General features: G+C 45.8%; 14 protein-coding genes and 1 pseudogene. 4 read left to right on the top strand and 11 right to left on the bottom strand.

The features are described from left to right. Positions 1-29: 29 nt before the first annotated feature. The 4 genes from argH to argC all read right to left on the bottom strand — a co-directional run bounded on the left by argH (position 30) and on the right by argC (position 5,277). Positions 30-1,904, bottom strand: a complete 1,875-nt coding sequence (gene argH, locus OH463_RS24920; protein ID WP_005432701.1) for an argininosuccinate lyase — start codon at positions 1,902-1,904, stop codon at positions 30-32. A gap of 250 nt (positions 1,905-2,154) precedes the next feature. Further along, positions 2,155-3,369, bottom strand: coding sequence for an argininosuccinate synthase (locus OH463_RS24915; protein ID WP_005451488.1), 1,215 nt, complete (start codon positions 3,367-3,369; stop codon positions 2,155-2,157). A gap of 90 nt (positions 3,370-3,459) precedes the next feature. Beyond that, positions 3,460-4,251, bottom strand: coding sequence for an acetylglutamate kinase (gene argB, locus OH463_RS24910; RefSeq protein WP_039842514.1), 792 nt, complete (start codon positions 4,249-4,251; stop codon positions 3,460-3,462). A gap of 21 nt (positions 4,252-4,272) precedes the next feature. Continuing rightward, a complete protein-coding gene (argC, locus tag OH463_RS24905; protein WP_009701791.1) occupies positions 4,273-5,277 on the bottom strand; it encodes an N-acetyl-gamma-glutamyl-phosphate reductase in 1,005 nt (334 codons plus the stop codon). A 144-nt stretch (positions 5,278-5,421) separates the two neighbouring features. Between argC and argE the strand changes: the two genes are divergently transcribed. The 3 genes from argE to OH463_RS24890 all read left to right on the top strand — a co-directional run bounded on the left by argE (position 5,422) and on the right by OH463_RS24890 (position 10,448). Next, the gene (gene argE, locus OH463_RS24900) at positions 5,422-6,558 is read left to right on the top strand and encodes an acetylornithine deacetylase (RefSeq protein ID WP_050932883.1); all 1,137 of its coding nucleotides are present in this window, start codon (positions 5,422-5,424) and stop codon (positions 6,556-6,558) included. A 278-nt stretch (positions 6,559-6,836) separates the two neighbouring features. Beyond that, positions 6,837-9,470, top strand: coding sequence for a phosphoenolpyruvate carboxylase (gene ppc / locus OH463_RS24895; RefSeq protein WP_005451479.1), 2,634 nt, complete (start codon positions 6,837-6,839; stop codon positions 9,468-9,470). A gap of 438 nt (positions 9,471-9,908) precedes the next feature. Next, the gene (locus OH463_RS24890; RefSeq protein ID WP_005451477.1) at positions 9,909-10,448 is read left to right on the top strand and encodes a PadR family transcriptional regulator; all 540 of its coding nucleotides are present in this window, start codon (positions 9,909-9,911) and stop codon (positions 10,446-10,448) included. Between the two features lie 70 nt (positions 10,449-10,518). On the opposite strand, the gene metF is transcribed toward OH463_RS24890, so the two are convergent. The 3 genes from metF to OH463_RS24875 all read right to left on the bottom strand — a co-directional run bounded on the left by metF (position 10,519) and on the right by OH463_RS24875 (position 15,280). Continuing rightward, positions 10,519-11,421: a methylenetetrahydrofolate reductase gene (gene metF / locus OH463_RS24885; protein WP_005432740.1), complete on the bottom strand. Its 903-nt coding sequence runs from the start codon at positions 11,419-11,421 to the stop codon at positions 10,519-10,521. Positions 11,422-11,693: 272 nt separating this feature from the next. Next, positions 11,694-14,102, bottom strand: coding sequence for a bifunctional aspartate kinase/homoserine dehydrogenase II (locus OH463_RS24880; protein ID WP_017190926.1), 2,409 nt, complete (start codon positions 14,100-14,102; stop codon positions 11,694-11,696). Positions 14,103-14,119: 17 nt separating this feature from the next. Continuing rightward, positions 14,120-15,280, bottom strand: a complete 1,161-nt coding sequence (locus OH463_RS24875) for an O-succinylhomoserine (thiol)-lyase (protein ID WP_005451475.1) — start codon at positions 15,278-15,280, stop codon at positions 14,120-14,122. 229 nt (positions 15,281-15,509) lie between these two features. Here OH463_RS24875 and metJ point away from each other — a divergent pair, with 229 nt between their 5' ends. After that, complete coding sequence (gene metJ, locus OH463_RS24870; RefSeq protein WP_005432736.1) at positions 15,510-15,830, top strand: met regulon transcriptional regulator MetJ; 321 nt, start codon at positions 15,510-15,512, stop codon at positions 15,828-15,830. A 110-nt stretch (positions 15,831-15,940) separates the two neighbouring features. Here metJ and OH463_RS24865 read toward each other — a convergent pair whose 3' ends face one another. From OH463_RS24865 to OH463_RS24850, 4 genes and pseudogenes are all read right to left on the bottom strand, one after another. Beyond that, a complete protein-coding gene (locus tag OH463_RS24865; RefSeq protein WP_269992996.1) occupies positions 15,941-17,218 on the bottom strand; it encodes a malic enzyme-like NAD(P)-binding protein in 1,278 nt (425 codons plus the stop codon). A 209-nt stretch (positions 17,219-17,427) separates the two neighbouring features. Then, complete coding sequence (gene bfr / locus OH463_RS24860; protein WP_005381359.1) at positions 17,428-17,904, bottom strand: bacterioferritin; 477 nt, start codon at positions 17,902-17,904, stop codon at positions 17,428-17,430. A 74-nt stretch (positions 17,905-17,978) separates the two neighbouring features. After that, on the bottom strand, positions 17,979-18,167 hold the full coding sequence (locus OH463_RS24855) for a (2Fe-2S)-binding protein (RefSeq protein ID WP_005451472.1): 189 nt from the start codon (positions 18,165-18,167) through the stop codon (positions 17,979-17,981). A 336-nt stretch (positions 18,168-18,503) separates the two neighbouring features. Then, positions 18,504-18,627: pseudogene (locus OH463_RS24850) on the bottom strand (elongation factor Tu); the annotation flags it as partial.

Raw genomic sequence — 18,627 nt, 5'->3', positions numbered from 1 at the left:
TTTTCTTAAATACTAGTAGAATCATTAACCTAGGCTACGTTACTTTTCTGGATCAATTGTTCGAACAAGTTGATCTCCAGTGCAACTTCATCACATGCATGCTGACGTGGGCACTGATCGCAATCTTTCAGTACTTTCTCTGGCAGCAATGACTTCGACGTTGGCAAGAAGCTTTGCTTCATAAAGAACTCTGGCGTACGTGTCAGCACAAAGACTTTCTTAATAGCCATCTGGCGCGCCTTCTCAACCAGATAGTTCACAATCGCACTGCCCTGCCCTTGACCTTGCCAACCCGCTTCAATACCTAAAGAGCGAATCTCTGCTAAGCCTGAGTCATAGACATACAAAGACGCACAACCAGTGACTTCTCCGTGGTGCTCTGCAACCGCGAAAGAACCAATGTCACGTACCAACTCATTACGTGAGCGTGGTAGATTCTCACCCATATTTGCCCAGTACGCCACCATGCCTTCCAGTGTCTCAATATCTGTCAGACGTGCTGGACGTACTTTGACTGCTGAAGTGTCACGTTGAGATAGACGCTTGTCTGCTTGGTCGACAGCATAAGCCACTTGCTGCGGCGACACGCCACCAAGCGCACAACGTTTCTCAAGGCATGAATCGATGGTCAAGATGTCATACACATCCGCCTCAATCACTTCAGAGAAAGATTTCAATTCTTCAATCGACAACTCTTCTAACGCACAGCCTTTGGCAATTGCACCAACCACAGCAACACCGACGATATGGTGCGCTTCACGGAATGGGATGCCTTTCGCCACTAGGTAATCCGCCAGCTCAGTTGAGTTTGCGTAACCTTGCTTCGCCGCTTCTAACGTACGCTCGCCATTAACTTTAATGCCATCGAAACACAATGCTGCCATTTCCATACAGTCATTCCATGTATCAAGCGCATCGAACAGACCTTCTTTGTCTTCTTGCATGTCTTTGTTGTAAGCCAGTGGCAGCGCTTTCACCGTCATCATCATGCCAGCAAGCGCGCCGTATACACGACCTGTCTTGCCTCGAATAAGCTCTAATGCATCTGGGTTTTTCTTTTGCGGCATCAACGAAGAACCTGACGTCACGGTATCGGCTAGTTCAATAAAGTTAGACTCACCCGAGTTGTAGAAGATCATGTCTTCTGCCAAGCGAGATAGGTGCAACATTGAAATAGATGCCACAGACATCAGTTCCATCACATGGTCACGGTCAGAAACCGAGTCTAGCGAGTTACGTGTCGCACGGTGGAAACCAAGGTTGTGAGCCAGCTCTTCACGGTCGATAGGGTAAGCGGTCCCCGCAAGCGCACCCGAGCCGAGTGGACACGTATCCAAACGCTTTAGCGCATCGTTCAGACGTGAGTAATCACGCTCAAACATTTCAACATAAGCCAAGCACCAGTGAGCAAACGTCACAGGCTGAGCACGTTGTAAGTGCGTATAACCAGGAAGAACAGTACCTTGATGCTGCTTAGCAACGCCAACCATTTGAGTTTGTAGGCGATCAAGTGCAATCAACAGTTGTTGACCTTGCTGACGACACCAAAGCTTGAGATCGGTTGCAACTTGGTCGTTACGAGAACGTCCCGTGTGTAGCTTTTTACCTAGGTCACCAACTTTATTGATCAGCTGCTGCTCGACCCAAGAGTGGATATCTTCAGCGTCTGACCGTAAGATTTGATGTGGGTCTTCCATCACTTCAAGCTTGAGTTCATTTAGTGCTAGCTCAAGCTTTTGTTGTTCATCTGCAGATAACACGTCAACAGACAGCAATGCTTTAGACCACGCAATTGAGCCTACGATGTCTTGCTCAGCCAATCGGTAATCGAAACGCAACGAATCGTTGAAGTCTTTAAATCTGGTATCTGCCGCTTGGGTAAATCTTCCGCCCCATAATGCCATTGCGTCTCTCCTGATGACTATTGCTTACGCTAACGTGTTATTCATTAAGTGTTGACCAAATCGGTGGTCATTTGCTCACTTTTTCTTATGCCTCAACGTTACGATAATCGTAGACAAAAATAAAGTAGAAATTCAATATTTCTACATATTTATTCATAACTGTTTTATCTTTATGCCAATAAGGTCAGCAAAAACCAAAAAGACCTGCCAATAGTGGCAGGTCTCTTATCTTATAAGACGTTAAATTGGCTTATTTTTTCTGGCTGTTCAGCGCACGGATACGGCTTGATAGTGAGTAAAGACGGATAAAGCCTTCAGCATGGCTTTGGTCATAAACTTCATCTTCACCAAAAGTAGCAAACTCTTCAGAGTACAAACTGTTATCCGAACGTTTTTGCGTTACCGTTGCGTGACCTTTGTAAAGCTTCACAACCACTTCGCCATTCACGTCTTGCGCGAGCTCTTCAGAAGCCGCAAGAATAGACTTGCATAGCGGCGTGAACCAACGACCATCATAAACAAGGTGTGATGCTTTCAGACCAAGCTCCTCGCGGAATTCAAATGACGCTTTATCCAGCACCAGTTGCTCTACCGCACGCAGTGCTTCCATCATGATGGTGCCCCCCGGAGTTTCGTAACAACCACGAGACTTCATTCCCACTAGACGGTTTTCGACGATATCGATACGACCAACACCGTGCTTCGCACCTTTTTCGTTTAGGTAAACCAACGCGTTATATGGTGTCATCGCTTCACCGTCTACCTCAACAACTTCACCTTTCGCTACTTTCAGCGTCACGGTTTCTGCTTCATTCGGTGCTTGCTCTGGGTCTACAGTCCAAGCCCAGCAATCTTCATTTGGCGCGTTCCATGTATCTTCTAGAACGCCACCTTCAGTAGAAATGTGCCATGCGTTCGCATCACGCGAGTAAATCTTAGTAAGAGATGCTGAACAAGGAATGTTACGCTCTGCTAGGTAATCTAAGCACTCTTCACGGCTCACGAGATCCCATTCACGCCAAGGCGCAATAACATGCAGATCTGGTGCTAGTGCTGCAAATGCACCTTCAAAACGTACTTGGTCATTACCTTTACCTGTACAACCATGGCACAGAGCGTCTGCGCCCACTTTACGTGCAACTTCAACCTGCGCTTTGGCAATGATTGGACGCGCCATTGATGTACCTAGTAAGTATTTACCTTCGTAGTAAGCACCGGTTTTTAGCGTAGGGTAAATGTAATCCGCTACCATTTCTTCTTTCAGATCAGCGATGTAACATTCAGAAGCACCAGAAGCTTTTGCTTTCGCTTCAATACCTTCTAGCTCCTCTGCACCTTGACCAACATCGGCAACGAAAGCTACTACTTCACAGTCGTAGTTCTCTTTTAGCCACGGGATGATTACTGAAGTATCTAGACCGCCTGAGTATGCGACTACCACTTTATTTACGTTCACTTTGCTCATGTTTTTTCTCCAAACTTAACTGGCGCTGCTCTCGGCGGTCAGTGCCAACCACTTCCTAATGTTCAATTCTTTAACTGGTTTGCTTCTGCTCTATTGCGGCAGAAACTGCGTTCCGATACTTTCACCCGCGAATAGCTGGGTCAGTTTCTCTGGGTAACGCCATGTCGCGACTTCGATAGGACGACCAAGATCATTGGCGGCCTCCAAAGCGGCTTTAACTTTGACGATCATGCCGTCGGTGATCACTTGCCCTTTGATCAATGCATCGGCTTCTTGCTCAGATAGCGTTTTGATCAAATGCCCTTTGCCATCGAGTACACCGCTCACATCAGACAGAAGCACTAACTCCGCATCCAATGCTCCGGCCACAGCAACCGCAGCTTGGTCAGCATTCACATTCATCATCTGACCTTTTTCAGTCAGACCAATTGAGCTGATGATCGGCAGTGCACCTGCGTTTAGCACCGCTTGTAATAGGGTTGAATCACCCGGTGATGCTTTGCCTACAGCGCCTAGCTCTGGGTCAAGTTCTTCAACATGACATAACCCACCATCAGCGAGACTAAGACCCACTGCATTCAGACCATCCGCAATCGCTTGACCTTGAAGCAATTTGTTTGCTGTGCCTGCAAGCGCGCCTGCAATCACAGGAATTTGCTCATAAGGCGTTACGCGAAGACCGTTTTTCTTTACGGTTTCAAGCTGAAGCTTTGCCATCAATTCATCAACTAGGTAGCCACCGCCATGAACGATGGCGATTTGTCGCTGTGCCGACTTTTGGTAAGCCGCAATGGCACCAAACAGTTGGCTTAAGGTTTGAGTGCAAGATAGGGCTGCACCACCGAGCTTAATGACTAAAGGAGCTTGATTGGTTTGCGTCATCGCATTTCCCTCTTTCAACGACTACAGCAACGCTGTCAGTTCTGGGTAACCGTAATGAATATTGAGACATTGCATCGCTTGACTCGATGCACCTTTAAGTAGGTTGTCGATCGCCGAAATCACAATGATGTGTTCGCCTTGTACCTTCCAGCCGATATCACAAAAAGGCGTATTTTCGACATCCTGAATACGTGGAATACCGTCACCTTTAAGGCGAACCGCTGGCTTGCCTTGGTAAGCTTGTTCAAACGCTTGTACCACTTGTGCTTCCGTCACACCTTGTGCCAATTTCATCGTGATAGTGGCAAGAATGCCGCGTTTGAAGTTGCCTAGGTGTGGAGTAAAAATCACATCGCAACCTAAATGCTGAGCAATCTCTGGTTGATGACGATGGTTAAAGACACCGTAAGGTTGCAAGCTCACTTCGCAGAAGCTGTTAACCATGGAAGCTTTACGCCCTGCACCTGATACACCACTGGTTGCATTAATCACAGGCCATTGGTTGGTATCCAGTAATGCGTGTTCTAATAAAGGTTTGATTGCAAGCTGTGAAGCGGTTGGGTAGCAACCTGCCACTGCAATCAAAGGAGTGGTTTTTATTGATTCTTGGTTCCACTCTGCTAAGCCGTATGCTGCTTTATCTAGCCAGTTGTTATATTGATGTTCGAAGCCATAAAAGGTGTCGTAGAAGCCTTCGCTTTTCACACGAAATGCACCAGATAAATCGAATACCTGACATCCCGCCTCTAAGAAGATAGGAGCTAAGTCATGGCTCACTTCATGTGCCGTTGCCAGAAAGACCACATCAGACACTTGAGCAACTTGCTCAGGGTCAGTCAGTGGTGAAACTGGCATATCAATCACACCCGCTAGCTTGCCGTGCAATTGAGCAATATTCTTTCCTGCATCTACGCTATTGGCGGAAACGTATAAACCTGATAGCGTGAGTTCAGGGTGTTTGTTGACCATTAAAGCCAACTCTGCGCCGGTGTAGCCGCTGGCTCCGATAATCGTGGTTTTTAGCATTACATGACATCCATATACTTAAGGATCAAAATGACTATTCATATTTAATTTTTGCTTTATTTTGATTTTTTATTCATTAAATATGATTTAATATGTGTTTTACATTTTTGTGCTCTGTCTGTCAATAGGAGAATTGAAGAATCCATGCAATTACCAAGTTTTCTAGAGGTCTATGAAGGACTGATCAGTACCTCTTCGATCAGCTCAACCGATCCAAGTTGGGATCAAGGCAATGCCAAAGTGATCGAGAAGCTAGCTTCTTGGTTTAAAGATCTTGGCTTCAGTGTTGAAGTGATCGAAGTGGAGCCAGGCAAACACAATATGATTGCACGTATGGGTGAAGGTGAAGGCGGTCTACTTCTCGCAGGTCACAGCGACACAGTGCCATTTGATGAAGGACGTTGGAGTTTTGACCCACATAAGCTGACCGAAAAAGACAACCGCTTTTACGGTTTGGGTACTGCTGATATGAAAGGCTTCTTTGCCTTTATTTATGAAGCGGTAAAGAAAATCGACTGGAGTAAGCAAACCAAGCCGCTTTATGTATTGGCGACCTGTGATGAAGAAACCACCATGCTAGGTGCCCGTCATTTCACTGAGAATGCGCCTTTTAAGCCGGATTACTGCATCATTGGCGAACCCACCAGCCTCGTACCAATTCGAGGTCATAAAGGGCATGTGGCAAATGCCATTCGCGTAACAGGCAAGTCCGGTCATTCGTCTGATCCTGCGCTCGGCGTCAACGCAATTGAAATAATGCATGAAGTCATGTTTGCCATGATGCAACTGCGCGACAAATTGGTTAAAGAGTATCACCATCCGGGTTTTGCGATTCCAAGCCCTACCCTAAACCTTGGTCATATCCATGGTGGTGACAGCGCAAACCGTATTTGCGGTTGCTGTGAACTGCATTATGACGTTCGTCCTCTTCCTGGTATTAGCCTTGATGGTTTAGAGAACATGCTGCGCGGAGCATTGAAAGAAGTCGAGGCGAAATGGCCAGGGCGATTAGAAATTATTCCCTTGCACGAGCCAATTCCGGGTTACGAATGTCAACACGATCACTCATTTATTGGTGGTGTTGAAGAGATCTGTCAAACCAGCTCAGAAACCGTCAACTACTGTACTGAAGCGCCATTTCTGCAGCAACTGTGTCCAACCTTAGTTCTAGGTCCCGGTTCAATTGATCAAGCTCATCAACCAGATGAGTTCCTCTCTTTCGACTTTATCGACCCAACCATCGACGTGTTATCACGTGCGATGGTGAAATATTGTTGTTAGTCGCATTCTGTACTTTCCTCACAATGCAGCTCGATTGAGCTGCATTTTGTTATCTTCGCCACTATTCTTCTAGCACGCTATATCCTTCTTTAAGCGGCAATTTTGTAATTAATTTTCACTTCGAGTGGCATAAGCTGACCTAATTTTGCTCTAAATCAGGTCAGCAGCGGAATAATTGCAAACTTACTCTGCTTTATTTGACTAGAACTGGTTATTTTCGCTAGATTGGAGTCTTAACAAGGACAATGGATGTAGTTTTTTTACGAGGCAGGATGACAATGAACGAGAAATACGCCGCACTTAAAAGCAATGTGCGCATGTTGGGCCACCTTCTGGGTAACACGATTCGTGATGCTCATGGCGAAGAAATCTTCGAGAAAGTGGAAACCATTCGTAAATTATCCAAATCGGCTCAAGCTGGAAATAACGCTGACAGAGAAAGCTTAATAGAAGAAATTAAAAGCTTACCAGATGAGCAATTGACGCCCGTGACCCGCGCGTTCAACCAATTTCTAAACCTGACCAATATTGCTGAGCAATACCACACCATTTCACGCCATTGTGAGGAGCATATCTGCGAACCTGACGCAATTAACTCGCTGTTCTCAAAACTAGTGCAAAATGATGTGAGTAAGCTAGACACGGCACAAGCGGTTCGCGATCTAAATATTGAATTAGTTCTGACAGCGCACCCAACCGAAATCACTCGTCGCACTATGATCAACAAGCTTGTAAAGATCAACGAGTGTCTATCTAAGCTAGAGCTGAGCGACCTCTCTTTCAAAGAGCGTAAGAAAACTGAACGCCGTCTTGAGCAACTTATCGTTCAAAGCTGGCACTCTGACGTTATTCGTCAACAGCGCCCGACACCGCTTGATGAAGCCAAATGGGGCTTTGCTGTAGTAGAAAACTCACTATGGGAAGCCGTACCTGACTTCTTACGTGAAATGAACGACCGTCTAAAATCATACCTTGGCGAAGGTCTACCGATTGATGCTCGCCCTGTGCACTTCTCATCTTGGATGGGTGGTGACCGCGACGGTAACCCATTTGTAACTCACAGCGTAACTCGTGAAGTACTGCTTCTGTCTCGCTGGAAAGCGGCAGACCTATACCTCAACGACATCAACGAACTGATCAGCGAACTGTCAATGACAGTGTGTAACGACAAAGTTCGAGAGCTTGCGGGTGAAGATCAACACGAACCATACCGTGCGATCCTTAAACAGCTACGTTCGCTACTGAACGAAACAAAAGACATTCTCGACGCAAAAGTTCACGGTCAGAAACTGGCAGTCAAAGCGCCGCTACAAAAAGTAGAGCAGCTTTGGGAACCACTTTACGCGTGTTACCAATCACTAAACGAATGTGGCATGGGCGTGATTGCTAACGGCTCACTGCTGGATACGCTACGCCGTGTTAAAGCATTCGGTATCCACCTAGTTCGTCTCGATATCCGTCAAGAAAGTACGCGTCATGCCGACGTTCTATCTGAACTGACTCGTTACTTAGGTATTGGTGACTACGAACAGTGGAGCGAGCAAGATAAGGTAGCTTTCCTAACTAACGAGCTCGCATCTAAGCGCCCTCTTCTGCCTCGTGACTGGGAACCATCGGAACCAGTTAAAGAGGTTTTGGATACCTGTAAGATTGTTGCAGCACAACCTCGCGAAGCATTCGGTGCTTACGTTATCTCAATGGCGCGTACCGCTTCTGACGTACTTGCCGTACACCTACTACTTCAAGAAGCAGGTTGCCCTTACCGCATGGACGTGTGTCCTCTGTTCGAAACGCTAGACGATTTGAACAACGCAGAAGCGGTAATCAAGCAGCTGATGGGTATCGACCTATACCGCGGCTTTATCCAAAACCACCAAATGGTGATGATCGGCTACTCTGACTCTGCAAAAGACGCAGGCGTAATGTCAGCAGGTTGGGCGCAATACCATGCGATGGACTCACTGGTTAAGGTTGCAGAAGAAGAAGGTGTAGAACTCACACTATTCCACGGTCGTGGCGGTACAATTGGTCGTGGTGGTGCGCCAGCACATGCTGCACTACTATCTCAGCCACCTAAGAGTCTGAAAGGCGGCCTGCGCGTAACAGAGCAAGGCGAAATGATCCGCTTTAAGTTGGGTCTACCTGATGTAGCAGTCAATAGCTTCAACCTGTACGCGAGTGCAATCCTTGAAGCAAACCTACTGCCGCCACCAGAGCCTAAGCAAGAGTGGCGTGACCTAATGGACGTCTTGTCAGAAGTAAGCTGCGAAGCATACCGTAGTGTCGTTCGTGGCGAGCCAGATTTCGTGCCTTACTTCCGCCAAGCAACACCGGAGCTTGAGCTAGGTAAGCTGCCACTTGGTTCACGACCAGCGAAACGTAATCCAAACGGTGGCGTAGAAAGCTTGCGTGCGATTCCATGGATCTTCTCTTGGAGCCAAAACCGCTTGGTTCTGCCAGCATGGTTAGGCGCAGGTGAGGCTATTCAGTACTCTGTCGACAAAGGTCACCAGGCGCTACTGGAAGAGATGTGTCGTGAATGGCCGTTCTTCTCTACTCGTCTAGGCATGCTTGAGATGGTGTACACCAAGTGCAACATGGAAATCTCTCGCTACTATGATCAACGCCTAGTGGAGAATCAACTTCTACCATTAGGTGATCGACTACGTGAGCAACTCCAGCGTGATATCAAGTCGGTACTAAACGTAGAGAACAACGAGAACCTAATGCAAAGCGACCCTTGGGGTCTAGAATCTATTCGCCTACGTAACATCTACGTTGAGCCATTGAACATGCTTCAAGCCGAGTTGCTATACCGAACTCGTCAAACTGAAGAAGCTTCTGCCAATTTAGAAGAAGCATTGATGGTGACGATTGCAGGTATTGCAGCAGGCATGCGTAATACAGGTTAATCTGATTACATAAAGTTGACTAAAAGGCTGAGCGAAATCTCAGCCTTTATTGTTATTTACTAATCACTTCCACTATTCGAACAATACCGACCTAGATTATTAATCCAAATAGAAAACAAAAAGTCTCTACACAACAAGATATTTCACTACCAAAAAACACTATTGAGTATTTTATTAGTTTTTTTGGGTAATTTTGTCCTACTATTCCACTTCATGCTTATTATTTATATACTACTTGCCTGCTGGAAGCTCACAAGTCCAATCAAATAGGCTCCAGCTCGGTGGAAACACCATCACTCTAGGTGATAAACGGCTTTAAGGTGACAGGACCAACATTGTTGGTGCTATCTACACATAAAAAACTCAAGCGTCATTAAGAACGCAAATGAAAGTGTAGCTAGCTTGTTTACAAGTTTATTGACCATTTGGATTGAAGACATGTCATTACCACACGTAATTCTAACTGTACTTAGCACTCGCGACGCTACCGGTTACGACATCACTAAAGAATTCTCAGCTAGTATCGGTTACTTCTGGAAAGCAAGCCATCAACAAGTTTATCGTGAACTTAACAAGATGGCTGAGAAAGAGCTGGTTACTTGCGTACTAGAACCTCAAGAAGGCAAACCAGATCGTAAGGTTTACTCAATCACTGACGCAGGTCGTAGCGCATTGGGCGAGTGGTTCGATCAACCAACTGCACACCCAACTGTACGTGACGAATTCTCTGCTAAGCTAATGGCTTGTGCCGTGCAGCCAGCAGCACCGTACCGTGACCAGCTTTCTGAACTTGTAGAAGAGTCTCGTAAGCTCGTTTCTCACTACAAAGAAATCGAAGCAGCGTACTACGCAACGCCATCAACACTAGACAAGCAAGCACGTCTAGAGCGTCTAACACTTCGTCGTAACCTAATGCTACGTGAAGCTTGGATTAACTGGGCAGAAGAAGTACTAACAGAACTTGAAGTGATCGGCTAATTCGTCACTTTAAATGAAACGAAAAAGGCTTGCCGATGGGCAAGCCTTTTGTTTATCTGGGGAAGGGGCATTAAGCCCCTACTGCAACTTGTGGACGAACACCTAGAGTGTGGCAAAGTGCATAAGTCATCTCTGCACGGTTCAATGTGTAGAAGTGAAAATCTTTTACACCTTCACGGCTTAATACACGAACCATATCAATTGCTTGGCTTGCACCAACCAGCTGACGCGTCACGGGATCATCATCCAAACCTTCAAACTGCTTGCTCATCCAACCTGGTACTTTCACATTATTCTGCGCCGCAAAGCGAGATGCTTGTTTGAAGTTCGATACTGGCAAGATACCCGGCACAATTTCGACATCAATACCAGCCGCTACACAACGGTCACGGAAGCGCAGGTAAGACTCAACATCAAAGAAGAACTGAGTAATCGCGCGGTTTGCACCTGCGTCAACTTTACGCTTTAGATTCAGCAGATCCGATTGAGCACTTTTCGCTTCAGGGTGAACTTCTGGGAATGCCGCTACTGAGATATCGAAATCGTGACGCGCTTTAAGCAGTTCTACCAAATCCGATGCGTACATATCTGGCGCACCACCACCCGGTGGAATATCACCACGTAGCGCTACGATGTTTTTGATACCGTTATTCCAGTAATCGTCAGCAATGTCGATCAATTCATCACGAGTTGCGTCGATACACGTTAGGTGAGGCGCAGCCACAAGACCTGTTGCCGCTTTGATTTCTTTAATGATCGAGTGGGTTCTGTCACGCTCGCCTGAGTTTGCGCCGTATGTGACAGAAACGAATTTTGGTTGAAGAGTTTTAAGACGATGCACTGAGTTCCACAGTGTTTCTTCCATCTTCTCACTGCTTGGTGGAAAAAACTCAAATGAGACGTTGATGTTGTCTGATAGTTCAGCGATATTCTGGTTTAAGGCATCGATGTGCCCTGCATGCGTGTATCCCATCTTACTCTCCCTATGGTAACTCCACCACGAAATCAAAATTCCTCAAATCGACGTTTAGACGTCTATATGTCTACAGAATGTATTGAATGCGATTTAATGTCAACCTTGTGATTATGAATTTTTCTCAAGTTCATAATGAGGATAGTTCAAGTTCCTTTATGACCAATCCCTAGCCGAACTTCCCAATTCAGTATGGCATTATCTAAATAATAAAAAACCCCGGAGATAGTCCGAGGTTTTGTTGTCGTTCGCAAAAATTGGTTCGGTGAAATTTAAAACAAACCAGCTAGGCGATTAAGGTCAGATTGAATCGCACCAGCCGTGACTTCACGACCAGCACCTGGACCTCGAATAACCAATGGATTGTCTTTGTACCACTTACTCTCAATAGCAAAGATATTGTCACACGGTAGTAAGTTTGCCAGTGCATGTTCACGTGATAATGCTTCAACACCCACCGTTGCTTTGCCATTACGCTCTAAACGCGCGACATAACGCAACACTTGGTCATTTTTCTGAGCCTTGGTTAGACGCTCTTGTAGAATCTCACTTAGAATATCACCTTGGTCAAAGAATGCGTCTAGACTCAGTTCTCGCAACTCTTCTGGTACAAGTGATTCCACTTTCACACTCTCTGGTTCAATACTCAAACCAGATTCACGAGCCAAGATAACCAACTTACGCATCACGTCAGAGCCATCTAAATCAGAGCGAGGGTCAGGCTCTGTCAAACCTTGTTGCCATGCCAAATCGACCAGTTCAGCAAACGGCACTGAGCCATCAAACTGCTGGAATAACCAAGATAGCGTACCGGAGAAAATACCCGATAGTGCGACGACATCATCACCGCTTTCACGCAAGTCTCGAACAGTATGGTTGATCGGTAACCCTGCACCAACCGTAGCGTTATAAAGCCAATGACGACCAATTTTAGCAAAGGCGTCTTGTACTTGGTGGTAATATTGACTGTCCGCCGAGCCTGCCACTTTGTTCGCTGAAATCAAGTGAATACCTTGCTGCGCAATTTCCACATAACGTGTCGCCAACTCTTTACTCGCCGTGACATCAAGTACGACTGCTTCATCGAAGTTTTGTATCGCGCCGAGCTTCGTCAACCAGTTGCCATCATTCTCGATGCTTTCATCATCAAAGCGCTGAGCAACTGTTGCTGCATCAATCCCGTTTTCATCAAACCAATACGTTTGACTATCAACAACCGCTACTAAATCAAAGCTCATACCATGGCGTTTTTCGAGCTCTTCTTTTTGCTCTGCAAACAGCGATAACCAACTTGAGCCAATGTTACCTTTACCACACAACGCAACCGCTACACGCTTTTGGGCTTGAAACAACTGACTATGAATGCATTGTACCAACTCTTCGACTTCTGCACGGCGTAGTACTGCTACCAAGCTCAAACCTGATTCCGTCTCTGAAATAAACTCAACAGGCGCATGCTTAAGTTGTTGATAGAAGCCAAAACAGTGATTTGCATTTTTCGTCACACCGGCACCAACAGCCGCTAAAAGTGAGTAACCCTCTTTAAGCTTGATTTCTGCTTCAACGGCTAACTCTTGTAGATAAGTTAATGCACCGCCAGCAATCTCTGCGGTATACGCCAAACGCAAAGTTTGCTGATCTTGTTGTGCTTCAAATGCTAATGGTTCCAATTGAGCACGCTTTAAAGCTTGCAGAACTTCTTTCTGCGCTCGCTCAAAATCATGACCATGGATAAAAGACAGTTGAACCAACAACACTTCATCAAGAGACGTAATGATTTTAGCACCGCGACCTGAAGCCAATACGCGCTCAATACGCGTTGAGCCTGATTCAGGTTGATAGCTGCATTTGAGGTTCAAATCCATCGTGCTTTGAGCAACTGGCTGTAGCGTACGACTGTGCAGCACTGGCGCAGCCAAACGCGCAAGTTCACTCGCCTCATCTAAACGCAGCAGCGGCAACAAGCAAGCATCCGACACTAAACGTGGGTCTGCACTGTAAACGCCAGCAACATCACTCCAGATGGTCACTGTGTTTACCTCAGCCAATGCACCAATCACCGTTGCTGAATAGTCTGAGCCGTTACGCCCCAACAGTACTGTTTCACCCACTTCATTTTGCGCCATAAAGCCTGTAATGATGACACGCTTGTGGCTATGTTGAGTTAACGCCTCTTTGATGAGTGCATAAGAGCGAGCTCGGTCGACTTCTGGCTGCGTTCCAGCTTCTGCGCGTAAAAAGGCGCGAGAATCTTGCGCTACCGCTGGAAGATCCTGTTGTGATAACAGTGCAGCCAGTAAGCGTGACGACCATACTTCACCATGCCCAAGCACTGCTGCTTTTTGCGCTTCTGTAAGTGGCGCAGTTAACTCAGCTAAGGTACTGAATTCATCTTGAAGAGAAGCAAGCACTTGCGTTTGCGCTTCTCCTTCTAATAAAGCTTCAACTAACTCCGTCTGGAACAGTCGCAAGTTTTGTAGCGCTTCGTGTGCGATGCGACCGTCTTTATCTAGCCCTTCTAAAAACTCGATCAAGCGGTTAGTGGTTTTCCCTGCAGCCGATACCACCACCAAATCATTTTCTGCTGAATACTCTTTAAGAATACCCACCACACGTTGGTAACATTCTGGGTTCGCTAAGCTGCTACCACCAAATTTATGCAGCTGACGTTGTACAGTCATGACCTTACCTCTCCCAATTACTGTGTAGCTTTCACAAATGCTTGCTCAAGATCAGCAATCAGATCTTGGGCATCTTCTAAGCCAACAGATAAGCGCAGTAACTGTTGAGAAACACCAGCTTCAGCCAGAGCTTCTTCACCCATCGCACGATGCGTCATTGACGCAGGGTGACAAATCAAGCTTTCTACACCACCTAGCGACTCAGCAAGAGAGAAGAGTTCAAGTTCTTTAACAAACACTTTTAGCTGCTCAAATGAGCCAGCAAACTCAAAGCTCAGCATAGAACCAAAACCCGATTGTTGCTTCTTCGCGATGTCATGGCCTGGATGCTCTGGCAAACTTGGATGATAAATCTTCGCTACCAAAGATTGCGTTTGCAAATACGCCAACACTTGCTGAGAGCTTTCTTCATGAACTCGCATTCGCGCACCCAGCGTACGAATTCCTCGAAGAGTCATGTAACTGTCGAATGGCGTACCCGTTGCACCAATGCAGTTACCCCACCATGCTAACTCTTCAGCATGCTCTTCGCTCTTAGTGATCACCACACCACCAATCACGTCAGAGTGACCATTAATGTATTTCGTTGTTGAGTGGATAACAAAATCCGCACCAAGCTCCAAAGGCTTTTGGTACACAGGTGTCAAAAAGGTATTGTCCACTGCAACTAAAGCGCCAACTTGTTTTGCCTTCTCACACACAGCCGCAATATCAACAACACGTACGAGTGGGTTTGACGGAGTTTCTAACAAGATAAGCTTTGGCTTTTTCGCAATCGCCGCAGCCAACGCTTGCTGATCCGACTGGTCAACAAACTGCACTTTAAAGTCGCCTTTGTTGGCGCGAGTATTGAACAGACGATACGTACCGCCGTAGCAATCATGCGGTGCAACAATTAAGTCATCAGGTCCAAGAAACGCCGATACCCAAAGGTTTAGTGCCGATGTGCCGCAGTTAGTGACAACCGCTCCTTTACCTGACTCAAGTTCGTACAATGCTTTTTCTAACAAGCCTCGGTTTGGGTTACCAGAACGTGTGTAATCGTATTGTGGAACTTCACCAAACGCGGGGAAGCCGTAGTTAGTAGAAAGGTAGATTGGTGGTACAACAGCGTGATATTGACTGTCTGACTCGATACCAGTGCGTACAGCAATGGTCGCAGGCTTACGGGTGCTCATGGGTGTATCCTTTCACGGGTGGTGACATCTAAATGGGAATGCGCTATATCTAGCTTGTATTGCTCAATTGATTAACACTCTTCCCTAACTATTAACCTCACTTTACTTGTCTAAAAATAAGACGTCAACACTTCTAGACGTCTATATGTCTTTGCTTATGGCGGTAAATGCAGCTAAAATCAGCACCTATATTTATTTTTCTAACTTATTACATTAATGAAGGTGCGCAATGGCTGACTGGAATGGCGAATACATTAGCCCGTATGCTGAGCACGGTAAAAAAAGCGAACAAGTAAAAAAAATTACCGTCTCTATCCCGCTAAAAGTTTTAAAAGTGCTGACTGATGAGCGAACTCGCCGCCAGATCAACAACTTACGCCATGCGACTAACAGTGAACTACTATGTGAAGCATTCCTACATGCTTACACAGGGCAACCACTGCCAACTGATGAAGACCTTCGTAAAGACCGCCCAGATGATATTCCTACAGAAGCGAAAGCGCTGATGACGGCAATGGGCATCGAATTCGAAGCGTTTGACGAAGAATAATTGCTTACAAATTCGTCAACACGATGAGGCTGCACCGGGGACAGTTTCAAACCAAACTAAAAAGGGACGCCATCGCGTCCCTTTTCTTTGCTGTCAGAAATGACTTTGGCTTACTCCGCCATGTAGTTTTCTGGCATCTCAATACGCGCTACACCTGAATTAACCGCAGCTTGAGCAACCGCTTTTGCTACGCGTGGTAGTAGACGTGGATCCATTGGTTTTGGAATGATGTAATCAGAGCCAAACTCTAGCTTGTCTACGCCAGCTGCCTTCAATACAGCTTCTGGTACTGGCTCTTTTGCCAATTCACGAATCGCATCGACTGCCGCAAGCTTCATTTCATCATTAATTTCACTCGCACGAACATCCAATGCACCACGGAAGATGAATGGGAAACACAGAACGTTGTTTACTTGGTTCGGGTAGTCGCTACGACCAGTGCCCATGATCAAGTCATCACGCACTTCGTGAGCCAATTCTGGTTTGATTTCTGGATCTGGGTTTGAACATGCGAACACAACAGGCTTATCTGCCATCAGCTTCAATGCTTCTGCAGGTAGTAAATTTGGACCTGATACACCCAAGAACAGATCCGCACCTTCAATCACGTCTTCCAGCGTACGCTTATCTGTGTTGTTTGCGAATAACTGTTTGTATTCGTTTAGGTCGTCACGACGTGTATGGATCACCCCTTTACGATCCAGCATGTAGATCTTCTCACGCATTGCGCCACATTTGATCAACAGCTCCATACATGCCACTGCCGCAGCACCAGCACCAAGACAAACGATGGTTGATTCTTCTAGCTTCTTACCTTGCAGCTCAATTGCGTTCAGCATACCCGCAGCCGTTACGATTGCAGTGCCGTGTTGGTCATCGTGGAATACAGGTACATCACAGCGTTCGATAAGGCGCTTTTCAATCTCAAAACAATCAGGCGCTTTGATATCTTCTAGGTTAATACCACCGAAAGTATCTGCAATGTTTGCTACTGTGTCGACAAATTCGTCGATCGTGCGGTGTTTCACTTCGATATCAATTGAATCTAGACCAGCAAAGCGTTTGAACAACAGCGCTTTACCTTCCATTACTGGTTTAGAAGCTAGCGGACCAAGGTTACCAAGACCAAGAATAGCCGTGCCGTTAGAGATAACCGCAACCATGTTGCCTTTCGCCGTGTACTTGTACACGTTGTCGGCATTTTGTGCGATTTCGCGTACAGGCTCTGCAACACCAGGGCTGTATGCCAGAGCAAGATCGTTAACAGTTTCAGCTGGCTTAGTCAGCTCTACTGCGATTTTGCCTGGGGTTGGGTACGCATGGTAGTCCAGTGCTTGTTGGCGGCGTTCTTCTTCTGGGGTGACTTCTTGGCGATTGTCTTCAGACATGGATCGTTTCTCTTTTGTTATTTTTTCGGTAAGGGGGAATAAATTCTAAAGGATAGAAGTCAATCTTCATAGGCAAGATTGCGAGCGATATCCTTAAAAAAGGTAATAATGTAAGAGATTAGACCAGATATCTATGATTGGCACCTGATAGACAGATCAGGTGCACTTTTAATCACTTTCTTTCAGCGAGAAAACAGCGAAATATAATCTCATTCTTCATCAACGTATTGCGCTTGTAGGTAGTTTTCGATACCAGACATTTCGATCAAGCCCAGCTGCGTTTCAAGCCAATCGACGTGCTCTTCTTCGTCTTCAAGAATATCTTGGAAGAGGTCGCGTGATACATAATCACGGATATCCTCCGCATAAGCGATCGCATCTTTTAGATCTGGGATTGCTGCCATTTCGAGCTTCAAATCGCACTCAAGCATTTCTTTGGTATCTTCCCCGATCATCAATTTACCGAGATCTTGCAAATTAGGTAAGCCTTCTAGAAACAGGATACGTTCGATTAGATGATCAGCGTGCTTCATTTCATCGATCGACTCGTGGTACTCCTTGTCGGCGAGGTGTTTTAAGCCCCAGTCCTTGTACATACGAGCATGCAGAAAATATTGATTGATAGCGACGAGCTCATTGCCGAGCACTTTATTGAGATGTTGGATTATGATTGGATCGCCTTTCATGACAAAGCCCTCCTCTTTGGCTTCATTTAAATGTAGAAGCAAATGAGAAGGTGTCAAAAAGGCTTAGCTAATAATTAGCTAGCTTGTTTCAGTGTTAGGTATTCTGTTTCCGCTAAAATCTCTTTGGCTTGTTTAATGCACTTACCACATTGGCTGCCCAAAGCAGTACATCGTTTAATTCCTTTTATGTCTGTTACGCCTTCATCTATCGCCAACTTCCTAATTTTCTTGTCAGAGACACCATGGCAAAGACAAACGTACATATTCAAAACCTTTAAATTTCACTTTGAAATGAAATATAAACAAGAATCGTTCTTGTTACCAGTTGTATTAAGATGAATTACAGAACGTTTTGTTATAACGGTCTGGACCGCTTTGGCATTTTTCAGTGACTTAGCGGATAGCTAAAAAGAAGAGAAAATCGAGCAGAACTAAGATCATGTTTTTAAAAAACAAAAAGCATGACTAAGAGTGATGGGCTTATAACCATATTGAAAAGAAGAATTGTAGATATAAAAAAGGGAAGCCTCAGCTTCCCTATTTCTAGCGCTTTCTTCAAAAAGAAGAAGAGTGCAAGATTACGATTAATTCAGTAAGAATTAGTCGAAGATCTTAGCAACAACACCAGCACCTACAGTACGGCCACCTTCACGGATAGCGAAACGTAGACCTTCGTCCATAGCGATTGGAGCGATTAGCTCAACTTGCATTTGGATGTTGTCG

The organism is Vibrio sp. NFR (assembly GCF_027587095.1).
GTDB classification, from domain to species: domain Bacteria; phylum Pseudomonadota; class Gammaproteobacteria; order Enterobacterales; family Vibrionaceae; genus Vibrio; species Vibrio harveyi.
This window is presented reverse-complemented; position numbering and strand designations above follow the sequence as displayed.